Raw genomic sequence first — 19,551 nt, forward strand, 5'->3', positions numbered from 1 at the left:
TCACTCCTATAGGTCCAGCGAAACGCAGGGGCCGCTGCCGCGCGAGACGCAGGGCATCAGAAAGTCGGCCTGCTCGGCCGGGCTGAGGAAGCTGTCGCGGTGTTCGATGGCGCCGCCCTGGTGGCGTGTGATGCACTGGCCGCAGACCCCGCCACGGCACAGGTTGGGCACCTGTAGTCCTGCGTGTTCCAGGGCTTCGAGCAGGCTTTGCTCGGCCTCGACCCGCAGGCGCCGGCCGCTGCGCAGCAGCTGCAGGTCGAATGGCTGGCCGGGTTGTGCGCCCTTGAAGGCTTCCGAATGCACACGTCTGCTCGGCCAACCGAGGCGTGCAGCGTGTTGCTCAACCGCCTCGAGCAAGGGCTGCGGACCGCAGGTGTAGACGTGGCTGCCCAGCGGCCGGTTGCCGAGGATTGGGTTAAGGTCCGGGCGCCGGTCGTAGGTGTGCAGGCGCGGGCCGAGGCGCTGTTGCAGCTCGTCGAGATAGGCGTCGCTGAGGCCCCGGCGGAACAGGTAATGCAGTTCGAAGTCGGCCTGCTGTTGTTCCATCGCGGCGATATAGGCCATGAACGGCGTGATCCCGATCCCGGCGGCGATGAGGATATGCAGGCGCGCGGTGCCATGGGGTGCGAACAGATTGGCCGGCGGTGAAATCTGCAAGGTGTCGCCGACCTGCACCTGCCTGTGCAGGTACTGCGAGCCACCGCGCGAGGCGTCTTGCAGGCGCACGGCGATGCGGTAGTGCTGGGGCTGCGCCGGGTCGCTGGTGAGTGAATAGGCGTTGCGCACCGTGCCTTCGGCCAGCGGCAGGTGCACCTGCACATGGCTGCCGGGCGAGAAGCCGGGCAGGCTGCCCGTGGCGGGCGTCAGGGTGAATTCGCGCACCACCGGCGTGAGCATGCGTGCGGCGCTGACCTGGACGTTGAGGGCCGCGCTCATGGCTGGAACCCCGCGTAGGGCTGGTCGGGGTTGATGCACACGCCGAGATACGCCCCCAGGCGCCGGGAAAAATGCGTGCGGACCTCCAGCCCGACGTGGCAGCCGATGCAGTTCAACAGCGGCTCCGGCCCGGCCGCCTGGGTCAGGCCGCAGTGTGCGCAATACACCTGGCGCAGGCCGGGGATGCAGGTCATGTCGATCTCGTCGTCTTCCAGGCCGGCGGCGCGGGCCTCGCCGTGCACACGCCAGATAAAGGCTTCGTCGCCCAGCAGGTAGAGCCTGCAGCCCACGGTGGCGCTGGCCAGCGCCTGTTGCAGGCGCCGCGCAAACTCGGGGTGTTCGCCGTTCAATAGCAGGGGGCTGTCCAGTTCGCTGATGAACGCTGCGCTGGCGGCGGCTGATTGCATCACCACGATGGGGCGGCTGCGGGTGTGGGTCATGGGGGGCTCTCCACGGTGGGTTTTGTTTCCTGTTGGGAGAGATACTTTCCTATGGGGAAAATCTTCTCAATCTGGAAAAAGGGCTATGCCTTTGGAGATAAGCCTTGCGCGCCGGCCATTCGGGGCATGGAAGTTGCTGGGCCTTTCGACCACGCAGCGCAACCGGACGGGGAGTTATCGAAGAGTGCTGACACGACCAAAAGGCTGGCCGCTCTGGTTGGGGCCTGTACGCCCCGAACAGGCGCGCAGCGTGCGCAGGTTATTGGCCGGGTTGCCCCTGCACGCTGACGGTGCCTTGTCGGGTTTCCTGGACCGTTTCGACGCACTGCTGCCGCCTGCCAGGCTCAACCTGATCCTCGGCGGCGAAGACCTGGGCCCGACGCGACGAGGGTGGGTCGATGGCTGCCAGGCGGTCGCGCGTTGCCCCTGGCGCGACGCCAGCGTGACGGACGCCCCCCAAGCCTGCGGACCGTGCCGGCAACGGGGCGTGCACCGTCTGGTGTGCGCCTTGCCCGAGGGTGAAAAGGGCGCATTGCTGCTCGACACTCCCCGGCGCGCCGGTGGCAGTTGGCGCCAGCTACTGGAAGAGGCGGCGCAGGCGGTAGGTGTGAGCGTGCGCCTGCGCAGTCAAACCCGTGAACAGCAGCGCAAACAGGCGACCTCCCGCCACGGTGCCCTGGCCCGTGAACTGCACGATTCGGTGGCGCAGCAGTTGGGTTACCTGTCGTTCCAGGCCCATGGCTTGCAGTCGCAACTGGGCGAGCCGGCACTGCAGGACCTGTGCACCGGCCTGAGCCAACTGCAACGCCAGGTGCGCGAGCTGATCACCAGTGCGCGCCTGACCATGGACGGGCGCTCGCTGCGTCAGGCCCTGGCCGACTCCGTCGCGGAGTTCTCGCGGCGCTGCATCATCGTCTTCGAACTCGACAACCGCCTGGCCGACGACGCCCTGAGCCCGGAAACCGAATTGCAGATCCTGCAGATCATTCGCGAGGCCCTGGCCAATGCGGTGCGGCATTCCCACGCGCGCCACGTGCGCATCGAACTGCGCCAGACCCAGGACGGCGACGCCTCGGTGTCGGTGGAAGACGATGGCATCGGCTTGATCCCGGCCTGCGACGAGCACAACCATTTCGGCCTGGCGATTATCCGCGAGCGCGCCGCCAGCATCGGCGCGCGGCTGAGCATAGAAGCGATCCGCCCGCACGGGGTGCGCGTGCACCTTGGCCTGCGCCGCCACCACGATCTGCCACAGGGGAGTCTCGATGGGCTGCACGACCTTATTACTGATCGATGATCACCCGTTGTTTCGCAAGGGCCTGGCGCAGTTGTTCGATGCCAGCGGCGACTTCGAAGTGGTAGGGCAGGCGGCCAGCGGCCGCGAGGGCATCAACCTGGCCGTGAGCCTGACGCCGCAACAGGTGCTGCTGGATTTGCACATGCCTGGCCTCAGCGGTTTGCAGGTGCTGGATGAACTGCGCCAGTTGCATCTGGATTGCCAGGTGGTGGTGCTCACCGCCTCCATGGACCGCGCCGAGTTGCTCACGGCCTTGCGCCTGGGCGCCAGCGGTTATGTGCTCAAGGAAACCGAGCCGGATGCGTTGCTGGCGTATATGCGCAACTGCCACAAGGGCGCGATCGTACTGGACTCGAGCCTGATTGCCTTGCTCGCCGACCAGGCCGAGCCCACGCAAGCGTGTGAGGCTGCGGGCAGCGAAAACCTTACCGAGCGCGAAGGCCAGACCCTGGCGCTGATCGCCGCCGGCATGAGTAACAAACAGATCGGCAGGGAACTGGGGATCAGCGACGGCACGGTGAAAATCTACGTGCGCAGCCTGTTGCAGAAGCTCGGCCTGCATTCGCGCCTGGAGCTGGCGGCCTGGGTGCACAGCGGTGCCTTGATGAAACACGAGGAGCGCCACTAGATGAGGGACAGCCCCGAAGCGTTTGCGCCCCCGCCGATTGCCCTGATGGATTGCTTTCCCGCCGCCTTATTGCAACTGCGCGACAACGGCCAGATCGCCCACTTCAACCTGGCCTGGGCCGAGTTGATGGGCGCGCCGGGCGCGGAGCGCAACCTGATGGACTACGTGCACCAGGAAGACCGCCCGCTATGGCGCCAGGCCCTGAATGAACTGCGTCGCCGCCCCGACACCTCATTCAACCAGCGCCTGCGCTTTGTGCACCCCAGCGGCGAACTGCGCTGGTTCGAGATCAGCCTCAAGCGCGGCCCCCAAGGCTTCTACCTGGTGGCCGGGGACGTTACTGCCCACAAGCGCCGCGAAATCGCCTGGCAGGCCAGCCAGCGCAGCAGCATGAGCTTGCTCGACAGCATGCCGGGCCTGATCTATCGCGGCCGCAACAACCGCGACTGGACCATGGAATTCGTCAGCGCCGGCTGCCTGGAGTTGACCGGTTACCCCGCTGAGCGACTGGTGGACAACCATGAGTTCACCTACAACAGCCTGATCCTGGCGCAGGACGCCGACTATGTGTGGCGCGAGGTGCAATATGCGTTGTCACGGCAGGAGCCGTTCGAGCTCAATTACCGGATTCGCTGCGCCGACCGCTCGATCAAGCACGTGTGGGAGAAGGGCGTGGGGATCTATGCCGATACCCGTGAGGTGTTGGGGATCGAGGGGGCGATTTTCGAGCGCAAGAGTTGACGGATAAACGCGCTTCAAATGTGGGAGGGGGCTTGCCCCCGATGAGGGCGTGTCAGTGAATGCATCTTTAACTGACACAACGCTATCGGGGGCAAGCCCCCTCCCACATGGGATTCAATGCGCGCCTGCGGCCTTGTTCAGATCACTCTCCGCCCACTGCGTATACACGCACGCATCCGCCGTCGCCCAGCGCACACGCACCGGGTCGCCGGCCTTGAGGGGCATGCCCGCAGCGGACAGCGCCTTGACCGTCATCGATGTGCCGCCGAGGGTTTTCACTGTGCAGGTCTGGCTCTCGCCGAGGAACAGCACCTCACCCACAATCGCCGACACTTCATTCCAGCCCGCTGCCAACGATTGCTCTGCGGCCTGTTCGACACTCAGCGCCAGGGCTTTTTCCGGGCGTACCATCAGCAGCACCTCCTGCTCGGTGTGCAACCCGCTGGTCAGGCGGATCGACACGGATTGGCCTTCGAACGCCGCCACGGCATTGCCCTGGGCCTTGAGCTTGAGGAAGTTGGAGTTGCCGAGGAACGACGCTACGAACGCGTTCGGCGGGTTCTGGTACAGGTCGAAGCCGCTGCCCAGGCCGACTATCTTGCCGTGGCTGAAAATCGCGATGCGCTGGGACAGGCGCATGGCTTCTTCCTGGTCGTGGGTCACGTAGACGATGGTGATGCCCAGGCGCCGGTGCAGTTGACGCAGTTCGTCCTGCAGGTCTTCGCGCAACTTCTTGTCGAGGGCGCCGAGGGGTTCGTCCATCAGCAGGATGCGTGGTTCGTACACCAGCGCGCGGGCGATGGCGACCCGTTGCTGTTGGCCGCCGGACAATTGCGAAGGGCGGCGATGGGCGAACTGTTCCAACTGCACCAGCTTGAGCATGGCGTCGACGCGCTTGTCGCGTTCGGCGCTGGCCAGTTTGCGAATCGCCAGGGGGAAGGCGATGTTGTCGCGCACCGACAAATGCGGGAACAGCGAGTAACGCTGGAACACCATGCCGATGTCGCGCTTGTGCGGCGGTACGTTGACCAGCGATTGGCCGCTGACCAGGATCTCGCCGCTGCTTGGGGTTTCGAAGCCGGCAAGCATCGACAGCGTGGTGCTTTTGCCCGAGCCGCTGGAGCCGAGGAAGGTGAGGAATTCGCCGTCCCGGATGTCCAGCGAGATGTTGTCCACGGCAGCGAATTCGCCGTAGTGCTTGTTCAGGTTGCGCAGGCTGACCAGGGGTTGGCCATGGCTCTGCGCGACATCGTTGATCACTGCACTCATGTTCTTCTCCTCGGCGCTCAAGCGCGGGTTTCGGTACGCCGGCGAACGGCGGCGGCAATCACCATGACCAGCACCGAGAGGCCGATCAGCAGCGTCGACGCGACGGCGATCACAGGCGTCAGGTCCTGGCGCAGGGTGGTCCACATTTTTACGGGAAGGGTTTGCAGGGTCGGGCTGGCCATCATCACGCTGAGCACCACTTCGTCCCATGAGACCAGGAAGGCGAACAGCGCACCGGCGACCATCCCCGGACGAATCGCCGGAAAGGTCACCTTGAACACTGCCTGCAACCGCGAGGCGCCGCAGATCACCGCCGCGTCTTCGATCGACTGGTCGAACAGTTTCAGCGAGTTGATGATCGAGATGATGGTGAACGGCAGCGCCACGATCACATGGCTGACCACAAAGGCGAACAGCGTGCCGGTGTAGCCCAGCTTGAGGAACAGCGCGTACACCGCCACGGCGATGATCACCAGCGGCACGATCATTGGCAGGGTGAACAGGCCGTAGAGCAATTCACGGCCGGGGAAGCGCCCGCGCACCAGGGCAAAGGCGGTGGGCAGGCCGAGGGCGACGGCGAATACGGTGGTCAGCACGGCCACCTTGAGGCTGGCCATGGCCGCGTTCATCCAGTCGGCGTTGGAGAAGAACTGGCCGTACCATTTCAGCGTCCAGCCCGGCGGCGGGAACACCAGCCATTGCGACGAGCCGAACGACAGCAGCACGATAAACACGATCGGCAGCAGCAGGAACAGGCCGATCAACCCGGTGGTGGTGTAGAGGCCCAAGCGCATCCTGCGGCTCATGGCATTGGGAGTCAGGAGCATGACGGCTTACCTCGCGTTGCTGGCGCCAACCGGGGATTCCGGCTGAAGCTTCAGGTAGAAGTAGAACAGCACCAGGGTGATGAAGATCAGCAACGCGGCGCCGGCACTGGCCAGGCCCCAATTGAGGAACGATTGCACCTGCTGGATGATGAACTCGGGCAGCATCATGTTCTGCGCACCGCCGAGCAGCGCCGGGGTGACGTAGTAACCGAGGGACATCACGAACACCATCAGGCCGCCGGAGAACAACCCCGGCCGGCACAGCGGCAGGAACACGCGCAAGAAGTTGGTCCACGGGCTCGCGCCGCAGATCGAGCCGGCCTGCAGGATCATCGGGTCGATGGCCTGCATGGTCGCCTGCAATGGCAGCACGATGAACGGGATCATGATGTAGCTCATGCCGATCACCACGCCGGTGAGGTTATGCACCATCTCCAGGGGCACATCGATGATGCCCATGGCCATCAGCGCCTTGTTGATCACCCCGGAGGCCTGCAGCAAGACCAGCCACGAGTAAGTGCGGGCGAGCAGGCTGGTCCACATCGACAGCAGCACAATATTCAGGATCCAGCGCCCCCAGCCGCGCGGCACCAGGGTGATCGCCCAGGCCAGCGGAAAGCCCAGCAGCAGGCTGAACAGGGTCACCAGGCCCGCCACCGAAAAGGTGTTGAGCAGCACCCGTGCATAGGCCGAGTTGGCGAACAGCTGTTCGTAGTTGCCCAGGCCCGGCGTGGGTTCCAGTACGCCGCGCAGCAACAGGCCGATCAGCGGCGCCAGGAAGAACAGGCCGAGGAACAGCAGGGCCGGGATCAGGTTGCTCGACCCCCGCCAACGCTGCGCCAGGGAGGGCGCCCCGGCCTTGGGCGAAACCGCGCCGGCAGCGCCGAGGGCGCTCCCGGTCGGTGTGGTTGCCGTCATTTTCATTTGACTAGCCATTCATTCCACCGTGTCGCAATGGCCGGACCGTTCTTGGCCCAGTAGGCGAAATCGAGGGTGATCTGGTCCTTGACGTAGGCGGTCGGCAGGTTCGGCGCGAGCACCGAATCCAGGCGCTGCACGCTGTCGATGTTCACCGGTGCATAGGCGGTCAGGTTGGAGAAATCCGCCTGACCCTTGGCGCTGCTGGCGTTGGCCAGGAACTTCATCGCCGCCGCTTTGTTTTTCGAACCTTTAGGCACGACGAGGATGTCGGCCATGACCAGGTTCTGCTTCCAGCTCACGCCCACGGGCGCGCCGTCTTCCTGCAGGGCGTGGATGCGACCGTTCCAGAACTGGCCCATGCTGACTTCGCCGGACGCCAGCAACTGTTGCGACTGCGCACCGCCGCCCCACCAGACGATGTCTTTCTTGATGGTGTCGAGTTTCTTGAAGGCGCGGTCCAGGTCCAGGGGGTAGAGCTTGTCGGCCGGGACGCCGTCGGCCAGCAGCGCCAGTTCGAGCACGCCGGGGCTTGGCCATTTGTAGAGGGCGCGTTTGCCGGGGTAGGTCTTGGTGTCGAACAGCGCGGTCCAGTCCTGGGGCTTGCCGGCGCCGAGCTTGCCTTCGTTGTAGCCGAGCACGAAGGAGAAGAAGAACGAGCCCACGCCATGGTCGGAGACGAAGCGCGGGTCGATCTTGTCGCGCTGGATCACCGAGAAGTCGAGGGGTTCGAGCAGGCCTTCGGCGGCGGCGCGCAAGGCGAAGTCGGCCTCGACATCCACCACGTCCCACTGCACGTTGCCGCTTTCGACCATGGCCTTGAGTTTGCCGTAGTCGGTGGGGCCATCCTGGACCACGGTAATGCCGCTGGCCTTGCTGAACGGGTCGGCCCAGGCCTGCTTCTGCGCATCCTGGGTGCTACCGCCCCAGCTCACGAAGTTGACGCTTTCGGCCGCCATGGCCGCGTGAGTGGCCGTGGCCAATAAACCCGCGAACAGCACCGCGGTTGCACGTTTGTTCAACACCATTTTCACGCCCTCATTTGTTTTGTTATTGAGCGGGCTTGGTAATGCCCGCCTATCGGGAGCAGTAGGTCCATCGGGGGCCTCTAATCGAGACCCCGAAAGGCGACCGTGCCAAGGGCTGTTATTGGTGCTCTCCCTGGCGGGCGCACTTGGCGGAAGCGTTCGGTCTATGGAATATCATATTATGGTATTCCAAACTTTGTGCAAGCATTTTGCCTTACCGGTTATCCGTCATTCGGTGAAGGGAATGCTCTCGACCACCTCCAGGTCGTAGCCGGTCAGCCCGGCGTATTTGAGGGGCGGGCCGAGGTGACGCAGCTTGCCGACGCCGAGGTCCTGCAAGATCTGCGCCCCGGTGCCCACTTCGGAATAGATGCGCGACTGCGAGCGGTTGAACTGGCGCGGTGCCTGGGTCAGTTGCGGCACGCGTTCCAGCAGCGCCTGGGACGACTCATGGTTGGCCAGCACCACCACCACGCCGCTGCCTTCAGCGGCGACACGTTGCAAGGCCGCCCACAGCGTCCAGTTGGACGGGCCGCTGTAGTCGGCACCGACCAGGTCGCGCAGCGGGTCGATCACATGCACGCGCACCAGCGCCGGGGTATCGCGGCGCAACTGGCCCATCACCATTGCCATGTGCACGCCGCCGTCGATGCGGTCTTCAAAGGTGATCAGGCGGAACGTGCCGTGCACCGTGGGCAGGTCGCGTTCACCGATGCGCACCACGGTGCGTTCGGTGCTGAGGCGGTAGTGGATCAGGTCGGCGATGGTGCCGATCTTGATGCCGTGCTTGCGCGCGAAGATTTCCAGGTCGGGGCGGCGGGCCATGGTGCCGTCATCGTTCATCACTTCGACGATCACCGATGCGGGGGTGTGCCCGGCCAGGCGCGCCAGGTCGCAGCCGGCTTCAGTGTGGCCGGCGCGGGTCAACACGCCGCCGTCCTTGGCGCGCAACGGGAAGATATGCCCCGGCTGCACGATGTCGGCCGGCCCGGCATTGCTGTCGACGGCCGCTGCCACGGTGCGTGCGCGGTCGGCGGCGGAGATGCCGGTGGTCACGCCGCTGGCGGCTTCGATGGACACGGTAAACGCGGTGCTGAACACGCTGCCGTTGCTCGGCACCATCTGTTCCAGGCCAAGGCGCTGGCAGTGTTCGTCGGTAAGGGTCAGGCAGATCAGGCCACGGGCTTCGCGGGCCATGAAACTGATAGTCTCGGCGGTGCAGCAGGCCGCAGGCAGTAACAGGTCGCCTTCGTTTTCCCGGTCTTCGTCGTCCACCAGGAGCACCATCTTGCCTTGGCGGTAGTCTTCGATGATGTCTGCGATGCTGTTGAAGGACATGGAGAGTGCTCGATTTGTTGGTTGTATGTATTATGGTATACCACAAAACTCAACAAGAGGATGTCACGATGAAGGCCTACTGGATTGCCCATGTGGATGTGTCCGATGCCGAGCAATACACGCAGTACACCCAGCGCGCGCCGGCGGCGTTTGCAAAGTTTGGCGGACGGTTCCTGGCCAGGGGCGGGCGCAGCGAGGCAATGGAAGGCGGGCCGGCACGTCAGCGTAATGTGGTGATTGAGTTTGAGAGCTATGAGCAGGCGGTGGCGTGTTATGAGTCCGCTGAATATCAGGAGGCGAAGGCGCACCGTGAAGGGGTGGGGCTGGCGCAGATCATCATCGTGGAAGGGCTGGCGCCCTAGGTCATCAGGCCGAACATGGGCCAAATGTGGGAGGGGGCTTGCTCCCGATAGAGATCTGTCAGCTACAAGGATGCTGACTGATACACCGCTATCGGGAGCAAGCCCCCTCCCACATGTTGATCCGTGTTTGGCCGTGCGGTCAGCGGATGAAATGAATCTTGCCGCTGTCATCATTGCCGATGTAAATGCCATACACCCCAGCCTGGCGTTCCTCGATATACCGTTCGAGGATCTGCCGGATCGCCGGGTAGTAGATGCTGTCCCAGGGAATCTCCTCGGGCGCGAAGAACTTGTAGTCGAGGGTCTCCGGGCCGAACTGGCCGGTGATCTCCAGCGCGATGGCGCGGAAGATGATGTACACCTCGCTGATTTTCGGCACGCTGAAGATCGAGTAGGGCGATACGATCTCGGCGCGTACGCCGCTTTCTTCCCAGACTTCACGCAACGCCGCCTGCTCGGTGGTTTCGCCACCTTCCATAAAGCCGGCAGGCAAGGTCCAGGTGCCCGGGCGGGGCGGGATCGCCCGTTGGCACAGCAGGTATTTGCCGTCCTGCTCGATGATGCAGCCGGCGATGATCTTGGGATTGATGTAGTGGATATAGCCGCAGCCCCGGCACATCAGGCGCTCATGGGTATCGCCCGGTGGCAGCTGGTGACCGAGGTCACTGCCGCCGCATGTCGGGCAAAAGCTGTGGCTGGCCAAGGTCAGTGACCTATGCGCGGTTCTTTCAGCGCGATGGGCAGGGTGATTTCCGGAATCTTGCCGGTTTCTTCCTGTTTGCGCTTGAGGTAGTCCAGGGCCACGGCGGCCGCCGCACGCACGTGATCGACGCAGGCCTGGTGGGCCGCCAGCGGGTCGCCGCTCTTGATCGCCTGGACCATGCGTTCCATTTCCTGGTTACTGGTGCCGCGACGGTTTTCCTGGGACACCGAGGTGGCGCGCAGGTAGCTGATGCGCGCTTGCAGCTGGCGCAACTGGGTGGCCGCCACATGGTTGCCCGAACCTTCGAGCAGCACGTCGTAGAAGCCCTGGACCGAGTCGATGACCTGTTGCAGCTCACCGTCCTTGAGGGCCTTGCGGTTTTCTTCCAGGGCTTTTTCCAGGGCCTTGATGTCCTTGGCCTTGGCGCGCAGGGTGAACAATTGCACGATCAAGCCTTCGAGCACGCAGCGCAGTTCATAGATGTCGACGGCGTCGGCCAGGGTGATGATCGCCACCTGCGGGCCCTTGGCATCGGCGAATTCCACCAGGCCTTCGGACTCCAGGTGACGCAAGGCTTCGCGTACCGAGGTGCGGCTGACGCCGAGGCGGTCGCACAGGTCGCGCTCCACCAGGCGGTCACCGGGCAGCAGTTGGAAGTTCATGATGGCGCTGCGCAGTTTTTCCAGCACGATTTCGCGCAGGGTGACCGGGTTGTGATTGACCTTGAAGCTGTCGTCGAGGGGCGCGCGTTTCATGGGGTCTGCTCTGAATTTGGCGGTTAACTGGAGGCCTCGGCCGGCCGGGGCCGATTGAGGGCCGAAAATCGTGCCCAAGTTTATCATGCTGCGTTCCTTAAGCGACAAACCCTCACGGCCCCCGCGCGCCTCAGGCCAGGGCCGGCAGCGGGCCCAGCTTGCCCTTGTGGTAGATCATCGGCGTGACCGGTTCCTTGGGCAGGATCAGGTTCTTCACCGCGCCGACGATGATCGCGTGATCGCCGCCGTCGTATTCGCGCCACAGTTCGCACTCGATGATCGCCGTGGCCTTGGCCAGCAGCGGGTTGCCCAACTCGCTCAGGTGCCACTCGATACCCTTGGCCTTTTCCTTGCCTTTGCTGGCGAAAGCATAGGCCTCGGCGGTCTGGTCGGCGGACAGCAAGTGGATCGCGAAGCGCTTGCTGTCGCGCAGGATCGGGTAGGTGTCCGACCCATAGTTGGGGCAGAACAGCACCAGCGCCGGGTCGATCGACAGCGCGCTGAACGCACTGGCGGTAATGCCGACGATGCCGCCGTCCGGGTCGAGGGTGGTGACCACCGTGACCCCGGAAGGGAATGAGCTCATGACGTCTTTGTAAATGCCGGGTTCGATCATGGTCGGGGTCTCTTAGCGCATCACGAAAGGATCAGGCATGGGCGCCTGGGAGAGGTTGATCCACACCGTCTTCAGCTCGGTGTAGGCGAGCACCGAATCGATGCCGCTTTCACGTCCGTAGCCGCTGTTCTTGAAGCCGCCGATAGGCGCCATGGCCGACACGGCGCGGTAGGTGTTGACCCAGATGATCCCCGAGCGCACGTCCCGCGCCAGGCGGTGGGCGCGGCCGAGATCGCGGGTCCAGATGCCGGCGGCGAGGCCGAACTGCGAGTCGTTGGCGATGGCCAGCGCTTCGGCTTCGTCCTTGAAACGGATGACCGAGGCCACCGGGCCGAACACTTCTTCCTGCATGATCTTCATCGAGTTGCTGTCGCACTCGAACAAGGTCGGCTCATAGAACCAGCCCTCACCGAGGTTCTGCGGGCGTTTGCCGCCGGTGCGCAGGCGCGCGCCTTCGGCGATGGCATCCGCGACCAGGCCTTCGACCACGGCCAGTTGCTGCGCGGTGGCCATGGGCCCCATTTCGCTGGCGTCGTCCTGGGGGTTGCCGATGCGGATGCGCTGGGCGCGTGCCACCAGGCGCTCGACGAATTCGTCGTAGATTTCATCCTGCACCAGCAGGCGTGAACCGGACACGCAGCTCTGCCCGGACGCCGCATAGATCCCGGCAATCGCACCATTGATGGCGCTGTCGAGGTCGGCGTCGGCAAAGATGATATTGGGGGACTTGCCGCCCAGTTCCAGGGACAGCCTGGCGAAGTTCTCCGCACTGCTGCGCACCACATGGCGGGCCGTGGCCGCGCCGCCGGTGAAGGCGATCTTGCGCACCAGTGGGTGGCGGGTGAGGGCGGCGCCGGTGCTGGGGCCGTAGCCGGTGACGACGTTGACCACGCCCGCTGGGATCCCGGCTTCGAGGGCCAGGCGCGCGAGTTCGAGGATGGTCGCCGAGGCGTGTTCCGACGGTTTGATCACGATGGTATTGCCCGCCGCCAGGGCCGGCGCGAGTTTGATCGCGGTCAGGTACAGCGGGCTGTTCCACGGAATGATCGCGGCGACCACGCCCATGGCTTCGTGCACGGTGTAGGCGAACAGGTCCGGCTTGTCCAGCGGCAGGGTGCCGCCTTCGAGCTTGTCGGCCAGGCCGGCGGTGTAGTGGAAAAACTCCGGCAGGTAGCTGACCTGGCCACGGGTTTCGCGGATCAACTTGCCGTTGTCGCGGCTTTCGAGCTGGGCCAGTTGCTCCTTGTTCTCGGCGATCAGGTCACCCAGGCGGCGCAGCAATTTGCCCCGTGCGGTGGCGGTGAGGCCACGCCAGGCCGGGCTGTCGAAGGCGCTTTGTGCGGCCTGCACGGCGCGCTCCACATCGGCTTCATCGGCGTCGGGCAGTTGCGCCCAGGGTTCGGCCAGGGCCGGGTTAAGGCTGTCGAAAGTCTTGCCGGACAGGGCATCGACCCATTCACCGCCGATGCACATCTGGAAGCGTGCGAGTGTCATGCAACGATCCCCTTGATTGGATTGTTTTGGGCGTACACCGTGTCGAGGAAGCCCAGCAGCAGCTGGTTGACCAGGCGTGGCGATTCTACCGGCATCATATGCCGTTGCTCGGCCAGCACCGCAACGGTGGCGCCGGGAATACGATCGGCCAGTTGCCGGGCCATTTCCGGGGTTGAGCCGGGGTCGAGTTCGCCGGTGGCGACCAGGGTCGGTACGCGCAAGCCCTTGAGGTCGTCGGCGCGGTACATGTCCTGGGTCGCAAACAGTTCGTAGGTGGTCAGGTAGCCCTGGGGGTCATTGCCCGCCAGGGTTTCACGCAGGGCGGCGATCTGCGCCGGGTTGGCCGCCTGGTATTCACGGCTGAACCAGCGCGACAGCGCGGCTTCGGCATTCGCATCCGGGCCGTGTTCGGCGGCCTGGGCGGTGCGTGCGATCACGCCGGCACGCTGTTCGGGGCTGCGATTGAACACACTGTTGAGCACTACCAGGGATGTGAGACGCTCGGGGTAGTGCAGGGCAAACGCCCGGGCGACCAGGCCGCCCATGGAAAAACCGATCACCGTGGCCTGGGGCAATTGCAGGTGGTCGAGCAGCTCCAGCAACTGGTCGGCATACCCCAGCAGCGGCGTGCCGGCGGCCGGGCGCGGGCTGGCGCCATGACCGAGCATGTCATAGGTGATCACGCGGTAATTCGTGGCCAGGCCAACGACTTGCCCGCCCCACATTTCTTTATTCAGGCCCACGCCGTGGATCAAAACCACAGGCTGGCCTTGGCCGGTCGCCAGATAACTGGTGCCAGCCGGGGTGCGTTCAGCGGTGAGCCGAATCATGGAGCGCTCCTGCATGCTTTTTGTTTTGGCCGGTCTTGCTTACTGGGCTTTTTCAGCGGCCAGCTCTTCCAGGTCGATATAGCGGTTGCCGATACGAGGGTGCAGGCGGCCGCCATCGGCGCAGCCCAATACCACGACGATTTCATCGGCGCGCGGCGAATCCTCGATGTGCATTTCCAGGGTGATGTAGTGCGAACGCAGGCCTTCGTCGTCCTTGTGCATCATCGGGATCTGGATCGAGGTGCCCGGCCCGCCGCGCTTGTTGGTGAAGCTCAGGTAGCTCTTGGCCTTGACCGCTTCACGGTAGTGATTGCCGAAGCGCAGGGTATGGATGATCGCGCTGGCGTGTTCGATCTCGCCATCGGCCCCGACCACGGCAGCCTTGCCATACGCCTCGATGTTTTCGGCGCCGCCAATGATGCCCACCAGGCGCTCGACCATCAGCGCGCCGAGGTCGGAGCAATTGGCCCGGATCTCGGGCTTCAAGTCTTCGACGAAGCCACGACCCAGCCATGGGTTCTTCAGCACCACGGCGAGGCCGACCATTTTCACCGGGGTGTCCGCGGCCTTGCCGCCTTCGATAAAGGTTTCTTCTACGTAGCTGACGATCTTGCGGATTTCGAAACTCATGAGCGGCTCCATCAGGTGTGGGGGAGTGGATTGCGTATGATGGTATACCATAATACGCAAAGCACAAGGGTCGCAAATGAGTTTGCGTGGGGAAAGGCGATAAGGGGTGAGGCGGAGGTTTTCTCGGATCGATGTTAAAAAATGTCAGATTGAAAAAATAATTAACATGATCCGTTCATTGGTGAGTGATCGATCCCAACTCCAACGCGGCTCGCCGGTGTGGTGTCAGCCGCCGTTTTCCTCTGGAGTACCCCATGAACAGTGGCGGGCTGGCTATGTCCCATATCAACGATGCCGGCTACTGGATCTTCACCAAACTTGCCGGGCTTAACGTGCCCGACGGTTTGCGCACGTGGGCGGTGATCACCACCTTGCTCGGCACCTTGGGTTTCGTGATTACATTGTTGATCTGGCCTTTTGTCTGATTTCCAGGAGTTCCTATGCCTCGTTTTGCTGCCAACCTGAGCATGCTGTACTCGCAACATGACTTTCTCGAGCGTTTCAGTGCCGCGAAGGCCGATGGTTTTGAAGCGGTGGAGTACCTGTTTCCCTACGAGTACGACGCGCAGGTGCTCAAGCAGCGCTTGAGTGATAACGGCCTGGTGCAGGTGTTGTTCAACGCACCGCCCGGTGACTGGGCGGCGGGGGAGCGGGGCATCGCGAGCCTGCCGGGGCGTGAAGCCGAGTTTCGCAGTGGCTTCGAGCGCGCGTTGGAGTACGCCGCCGTGCTCGGCAACCACCGCGTGCATGTCATGGCGGGGCTGTTGCCATCGGAATTCCTGCGTGAGCGCCATCACGCCGTGTACCTGGAAAACCTCGCCTACGCCAGCGCGGCGGCGGCCAAGGTCGGCGTCACCGTGTTGCTGGAACCGATCAACACCCGCGACATGCCGGGGTTTTTCCTCAATCGCCAGGACCAGGCCCACGCCATCTGCCGTGAAGTCGGCGCGCGCAACCTCAAGGTGCAGTTCGACTGCTACCACTGCCAGATCGTCGAAGGTGACTTGGCCACCAAGCTGCTCCGCGACTTCGATGGCATTGGCCATATCCAGATTGCCGGGGTACCGGACCGTCACGAGCCTGACCTGGGCGAGCTGAACTACAGGTTCCTGTTCGAACTGATGGACCAGTTGGGTTACGACGGCTGGGTCGGCTGTGAATACCGGCCAAAGGGCGACACCTCAGCGGGCCTGCAATGGTTGCGGGATTGGAAAGCGGCTCGGTAGTCGACGAGCCTCTGTGTCGGTTCGGTTCAAATGTGGGAGGGGCGGTGCGACGATTCGACTTGCCCGATACGGTACATGCTGAAAGTGCCGTACTTCGAGCTGCTCGCCACCAACACCACCTGGGACGCCGATTGCATCGCCACTTGCTTGACCTCGACTTTCAGCGCCGAGGGGGGGATGCCTCGGTGCACGTCCCAGGAGCTGATGGACACAAAGGCGATGTCCGTGACCACCTGGCGCAGGGTCGCCACGGCCAGCCCGCCGACGGAAGAAGGGTTGTCATGGTCCAGTTGGCCGCCGGTGTGGATCACCGTGACCTGCGTCGCATCCATCAGGGCCTGCACGATCCCGAAGTCATTGGTGACCACCGTCATCCCCGACAGCGCGTTGATAGCAGTGCTTGGGTAAGAGGCGGGGAGTGCGAGGCTATAGTAGCCAATACACGTCCCCGCAGGCGACCCTAGAACTTGAACCGCCCCACCAACCCCTTGAGCTGACCGGAAATATCCGTCAACCGCCCCGATCCGGTCTGCGCCGAGTGGGCAAAGCCTTCGACCAGTTGCGCATCGGCATGGATCTGCGCGATGTGCCGGTTGATCTCTTCGGCCACCTGGTGCTGTTCTTCGGCCGCGGTGGCGATCTGGGTGTTCTGGTCGCGGATCGAGTCCACCGAGCCTTGGATCTTGTCGAAGCTGTCGCGGGCCTGCTGGATGCGTTCCACGCTGGTGTGGGACACCAGCAGGCTGCCCTGCATCTGCTGGGTGACTTCCTGGGTGCGGCGGGCGAGGTTGCCCAGCAGGCTGTCGATTTCACCGGTGGAGTCGGCTGTGCGGCGTGCCAGGGCGCGGACTTCGTCGGCGACCACGGCAAAACCGCGGCCCTGGTCACCGGCGCGCGCGGCTTCAATCGCGGCGTTGAGCGCCAGCAGGTTGGTCTGTTCGGCGATCGAGCGGATGGTGTCGAGGATGGTGTTGATGTTCTGGCTGTCCTGCTCCAGCAACTGCATGGTCTGGGTCGACTTTTGCAGGTCTTCGCTGAGCTTGAGCACGCTGCCGGTGGCTTCGCCGATGTGCTGCTGGCCATTGTGCACGTCGCGGTAGCCTTCGTCGGCACTCGCGGCGGCGGCGCTGCAGGAACGCGCGACCTCGTTGGCGGTGGCCACCATTTCGTTGAACGCGGTGCTTACCAGCTCCACGGCTTCGCGCTGGCGGCCGGCGGCCTGATTCATGTTATTGGCGACTTCGCTGGTGTCGGCGGCGGCGGTCTGCAGGTCGGAAGAGGCGTTACCGATGCGCTGCACCAATTGCGCGATCATGCTCAGGAACTGGTTGAACCAGCCTGCCAGGCTGGCGGTTTCGTCCTTGCCTTGCACCTTGAGTTGGCGCGTCAGGTCGCCTTCGCCTTCGGCAATCTCCTGCAGGCCGTCGGCCACCCCGCGAATCGGGCGCACGATCATGCTCGCAAAACTGGCGCCGACAATCGCGAACACCACGGCCAGGGCGGCGGCAATCGCGGCGATCAACCACGTGAGGCTGGTGGCGCCGGCCATGACTTCATCGCGTTTGATCAGGCCGATAAAGCGCCAGCCCAGATCCTTGGAGCTGACCACGTTGGCCATGTAGGCCACGCCGTTGATGTCGACCTGGGTCACGCCGTCGCCGCGCTTGGCCAGTTCGGCGTAGTTGGGGCCCAGGTCGGCCATCGGCTTGAAGTTGTGCTTGGCGTCGCTGGGGTCCACCAGCACGTTGCCGTTGGCTTCCACCAGCATCAGGTAGCCGCTGTCGCCCAGCTTGATGTTGCGCACCAGCTCGGTGAGCTGCTTGAGCGACACGTCCAGGCCGACCACGCCAAGGATATTGCCGGTGGCGTCGGCGACGGTGTGCACGGTGCCGATCAGCACCACGTCGTCCGGTGCCCAGTAATAGGCGCCGGTGCGCACGGTGGCGCCTGGGGCGGCGATGGCGGCCTTGTACCAGGGGCGTACGCGTGGGTCGTAGTTGTTCAGTTTGGTGTCGTCAGGCCAGCTGGCATAACCGCCGTCGGCGAGGCCCAAGGACAAGTAGGCGGTGCTCGGGTGGCTCTTGGCGAACTGATCGAAAATCGCCAGCAGGTCTTTGTTGGTCTGGGTCAGGGGGATTTGCGCGGCGTCGGCGCCGGCGTAGCTCTTGAGGTCCTTGGCCGCGACAACGCGCGGGTCCTTGGCGACGAAGTCGACGTTCTGGCTGATGCCATCGAAAAACTGCTTCATGCCGTTGTCGATCTGACGGATCTCGCGACCGCTGCTGTCGAGGAAATTGGCCAGGGCCCCCTCGCGCAAGTTCAGCACAACCATAACGGCCACCAGGATGACTGGCAGGCACGCGATAGCGGCAAACGCCCAGGTCAACTTTTGCTTGATATTCATGACTTCACCCGCGGGTATTTATATTTTTGGCAAGGAGAAAACAGTGGCGTCGAGCGTCGCATGTGTTGTTTTGAGGGGATGTGGCCCATGCGTACTCCCTTTGTATCGACTGCGGGAGCACGCACTTTAGGCCGAAGGGCGTGTTTATCCGATGCGCTCGCCACCCAGCGCATCACGCTGCATCGATTGCAGGTTTTTCTCGATGGTTTCGCAGATGGCTTCCATCTGGATCTGGTGTTCGCTGGAGCGGAACGGGCTTTGCAGGTCGGTGCCGATGCGTTCGATGGCCAGCAACATAAAGCCCACCACGGTGGACGCCAGCGGGGTGAACCAGCCCAGGGATTCCACCAGGCCCACGGGCACGATCAGGCAGAACAGCGAGATAAACAGGCGTGGGAAATACACGTAGGGGTAGGGCAGTGGCGTGTTGGCGATCCGCTCCATGCCGCCCTGGGCATTGGACAAATCCACCAGGGTCGATTCCAGCCGTGCCAGGCGAATGCTGTCCAGGTGCCCGGTCTTGTATTCCCTGGCCAGCAACGCCGCCGAGCCGGTGAGGATGTCATTGGCGAAATTATTGGTGGCGCCGTTGCGGGCGAATTCCTCGGCGGGGATAAAGGCGCGTACTTCATCAGGGCACGGCTCGCCCTTGAGGTGCGCAGCCAGGCAATTCACGTAGGCTACGTGGCGGCGCAGCAGGGTGGCCTTGACCGGGTTCACTTCGCCGTCGGGGTCGTCCAGCAGGGTCAATACCTGCCGCGCGAAGCTGCGTGAATTGTTGACCATCGCGCCCCACAGCGTGCGGGCCTCCCACCAGCGGTTATAGGCGCTGCTGTTACGAAAGCTGATGAGCACGATCAGTGCCGAGCCCAGCAGGGTGAGGGGCATCAGCGGCAAATTGATCTTGGCGGTGAGGAACAGCATGAAGTCCACGGTGACGGCGACGTCCCACAGCAACAGCCAGAACAGTGACCAGCCCACATAGCCCATGGTCTTGATGATCAGGCGGTACTTTTTGATGATGGCGGCTTTCAAACGACAACCTCGCGGCGAACGGTAGGCAACAGTGCCTTAGCTCGGACGCCGGCTTGCGGGGAAGGTTCGCCGCG

General features: G+C 63.7%; 19 protein-coding genes and 4 pseudogenes. 6 read left to right on the plus strand and 17 right to left on the minus strand.

The features are described 5' to 3' along the window. Positions 1–6: 6 nt before the first annotated feature. Together J1N02_RS26170 and J1N02_RS26175 are read right to left on the minus strand one after the other, a co-directional pair. The gene (locus J1N02_RS26170; RefSeq protein WP_421147981.1) at positions 7–936 is read right to left on the minus strand and encodes a PDR/VanB family oxidoreductase; all 930 of its coding nucleotides are present in this window, start codon (positions 934–936) and stop codon (positions 7–9) included. After that, complete coding sequence (locus J1N02_RS26175; protein ID WP_098479808.1) at positions 933–1,376, minus strand: dimethylamine monooxygenase subunit DmmA family protein; 444 nt, start codon at positions 1,374–1,376, stop codon at positions 933–935. Before J1N02_RS26175 ends, J1N02_RS26170 begins: the two co-directional genes overlap by 4 nt. A gap of 250 nt (positions 1,377–1,626) precedes the next feature. Between J1N02_RS26175 and J1N02_RS26180 the strand changes: the two genes are divergently transcribed. From J1N02_RS26180 to J1N02_RS26190, 3 genes are read left to right on the plus strand one after another with little or no spacing between them, the layout of a single operon-like run. Continuing rightward, positions 1,627–2,673 carry an ATP-binding protein gene (locus J1N02_RS26180; RefSeq protein WP_027603624.1) on the plus strand — a complete coding sequence of 349 codons (1,047 nt, stop codon included), beginning with the start codon at positions 1,627–1,629 and terminating at the stop codon, positions 2,671–2,673. After that, the gene (locus J1N02_RS26185; RefSeq protein WP_053139518.1) at positions 2,642–3,301 is read left to right on the plus strand and encodes a response regulator; all 660 of its coding nucleotides are present in this window, start codon (positions 2,642–2,644) and stop codon (positions 3,299–3,301) included. The genes J1N02_RS26180 and J1N02_RS26185 overlap by 32 nt, the downstream gene beginning before the upstream one ends. Next, complete coding sequence (locus J1N02_RS26190; RefSeq protein WP_146477601.1) at positions 3,302–4,042, plus strand: PAS domain-containing protein; 741 nt, start codon at positions 3,302–3,304, stop codon at positions 4,040–4,042. Positions 4,043–4,156: 114 nt separating this feature from the next. Here J1N02_RS26190 and J1N02_RS26195 read toward each other — a convergent pair whose 3' ends face one another. The 5 genes from J1N02_RS26195 to ribBA form a co-directional block, all read right to left on the minus strand. Beyond that, entirely contained in the window at positions 4,157–5,311 is a 1,155-nt protein-coding gene (locus J1N02_RS26195) for an ABC transporter ATP-binding protein (protein WP_027603594.1), read from the minus strand. 17 nt (positions 5,312–5,328) lie between these two features. After that, positions 5,329–6,138: an ABC transporter permease gene (locus J1N02_RS26200; RefSeq protein ID WP_108574602.1), complete on the minus strand. Its 810-nt coding sequence runs from the start codon at positions 6,136–6,138 to the stop codon at positions 5,329–5,331. Between the two features lie 6 nt (positions 6,139–6,144). After that, positions 6,145–7,062 carry an ABC transporter permease gene (locus J1N02_RS26205; protein ID WP_146477603.1) on the minus strand — a complete coding sequence of 306 codons (918 nt, stop codon included), beginning with the start codon at positions 7,060–7,062 and terminating at the stop codon, positions 6,145–6,147. Next, the gene (locus tag J1N02_RS26210) at positions 7,059–8,084 is read right to left on the minus strand and encodes an ABC transporter substrate-binding protein (RefSeq protein ID WP_027603596.1); all 1,026 of its coding nucleotides are present in this window, start codon (positions 8,082–8,084) and stop codon (positions 7,059–7,061) included. Before J1N02_RS26210 ends, J1N02_RS26205 begins: the two co-directional genes overlap by 4 nt. Before the next feature lie 228 nt (positions 8,085–8,312). Then, positions 8,313–9,422 (minus strand): bifunctional 3,4-dihydroxy-2-butanone-4-phosphate synthase/GTP cyclohydrolase II, encoded by a 1,110-nt coding sequence (ribBA, locus tag J1N02_RS26215; protein WP_027603597.1) that lies wholly within the window; start codon positions 9,420–9,422, stop codon positions 8,313–8,315. Between the two features lie 68 nt (positions 9,423–9,490). Between ribBA and J1N02_RS26220 the strand changes: the two genes are divergently transcribed. Further along, the gene (locus J1N02_RS26220) at positions 9,491–9,784 is read left to right on the plus strand and encodes a DUF1330 domain-containing protein (RefSeq protein WP_027603598.1); all 294 of its coding nucleotides are present in this window, start codon (positions 9,491–9,493) and stop codon (positions 9,782–9,784) included. A gap of 139 nt (positions 9,785–9,923) precedes the next feature. Here J1N02_RS26220 and J1N02_RS26225 read toward each other — a convergent pair whose 3' ends face one another. The 6 genes from J1N02_RS26225 to J1N02_RS26250 all read right to left on the minus strand — a co-directional run bounded on the left by J1N02_RS26225 (position 9,924) and on the right by J1N02_RS26250 (position 14,812). Beyond that, entirely contained in the window at positions 9,924–10,487 is a 564-nt protein-coding gene (locus tag J1N02_RS26225; RefSeq protein WP_421147982.1) for an NUDIX hydrolase, read from the minus strand. A gap of 2 nt (positions 10,488–10,489) precedes the next feature. Further along, the gene (locus J1N02_RS26230) at positions 10,490–11,242 is read right to left on the minus strand and encodes a GntR family transcriptional regulator (RefSeq protein WP_027603600.1); all 753 of its coding nucleotides are present in this window, start codon (positions 11,240–11,242) and stop codon (positions 10,490–10,492) included. A 130-nt stretch (positions 11,243–11,372) separates the two neighbouring features. Continuing rightward, on the minus strand, positions 11,373–11,858 hold the full coding sequence (locus tag J1N02_RS26235) for a flavin reductase family protein (RefSeq protein WP_027603601.1): 486 nt from the start codon (positions 11,856–11,858) through the stop codon (positions 11,373–11,375). A 12-nt stretch (positions 11,859–11,870) separates the two neighbouring features. Then, positions 11,871–13,352, minus strand: coding sequence for an aldehyde dehydrogenase (locus J1N02_RS26240; protein WP_027603602.1), 1,482 nt, complete (start codon positions 13,350–13,352; stop codon positions 11,871–11,873). Further along, positions 13,349–14,182 carry an alpha/beta fold hydrolase gene (locus J1N02_RS26245; RefSeq protein WP_027603603.1) on the minus strand — a complete coding sequence of 278 codons (834 nt, stop codon included), beginning with the start codon at positions 14,180–14,182 and terminating at the stop codon, positions 13,349–13,351. The genes J1N02_RS26240 and J1N02_RS26245 overlap by 4 nt, the downstream gene beginning before the upstream one ends. A gap of 39 nt (positions 14,183–14,221) precedes the next feature. Continuing rightward, positions 14,222–14,812 (minus strand): amino acid synthesis family protein, encoded by a 591-nt coding sequence (locus J1N02_RS26250; RefSeq protein ID WP_065939735.1) that lies wholly within the window; start codon positions 14,810–14,812, stop codon positions 14,222–14,224. Positions 14,813–15,066: 254 nt separating this feature from the next. Between J1N02_RS26250 and J1N02_RS26255 the strand changes: the two are divergent. Both J1N02_RS26255 and otnI read left to right on the plus strand, forming a co-directional pair. Beyond that, a pseudogene (locus J1N02_RS26255) lies at positions 15,067–15,237 on the plus strand (transporter); the annotation flags it as partial. A 15-nt stretch (positions 15,238–15,252) separates the two neighbouring features. Continuing rightward, the gene (gene otnI, locus J1N02_RS26260) at positions 15,253–16,038 is read left to right on the plus strand and encodes a 2-oxo-tetronate isomerase (protein ID WP_421147983.1); all 786 of its coding nucleotides are present in this window, start codon (positions 15,253–15,255) and stop codon (positions 16,036–16,038) included. 53 nt (positions 16,039–16,091) lie between these two features. Here the strand turns inward: otnI and J1N02_RS26265 are convergent. The 4 genes and pseudogenes from J1N02_RS26265 to J1N02_RS26280 all read right to left on the minus strand — a co-directional run. Beyond that, positions 16,092–16,430 (minus strand): annotated as a pseudogene (locus tag J1N02_RS26265) (DeoR/GlpR transcriptional regulator); the annotation flags it as partial. Between the two features lie 68 nt (positions 16,431–16,498). Further along, positions 16,499–17,014 (minus strand): annotated as a pseudogene (locus tag J1N02_RS26270) (methyl-accepting chemotaxis protein); the annotation flags it as partial. 348 nt (positions 17,015–17,362) lie between these two features. After that, a pseudogene (locus J1N02_RS26275) lies at positions 17,363–18,442 on the minus strand (cache domain-containing protein); the annotation flags it as partial. 144 nt (positions 18,443–18,586) lie between these two features. Further along, complete coding sequence (locus J1N02_RS26280; protein WP_027603608.1) at positions 18,587–19,477, minus strand: bestrophin family protein; 891 nt, start codon at positions 19,475–19,477, stop codon at positions 18,587–18,589. Positions 19,478–19,551: the final 74 nt, after the last annotated feature.

The organism is Pseudomonas sp. NFX5 (assembly GCF_049132125.1).
Lineage (GTDB): Bacteria > Pseudomonadota > Gammaproteobacteria > Pseudomonadales > Pseudomonadaceae > Aquipseudomonas > Aquipseudomonas marginalis.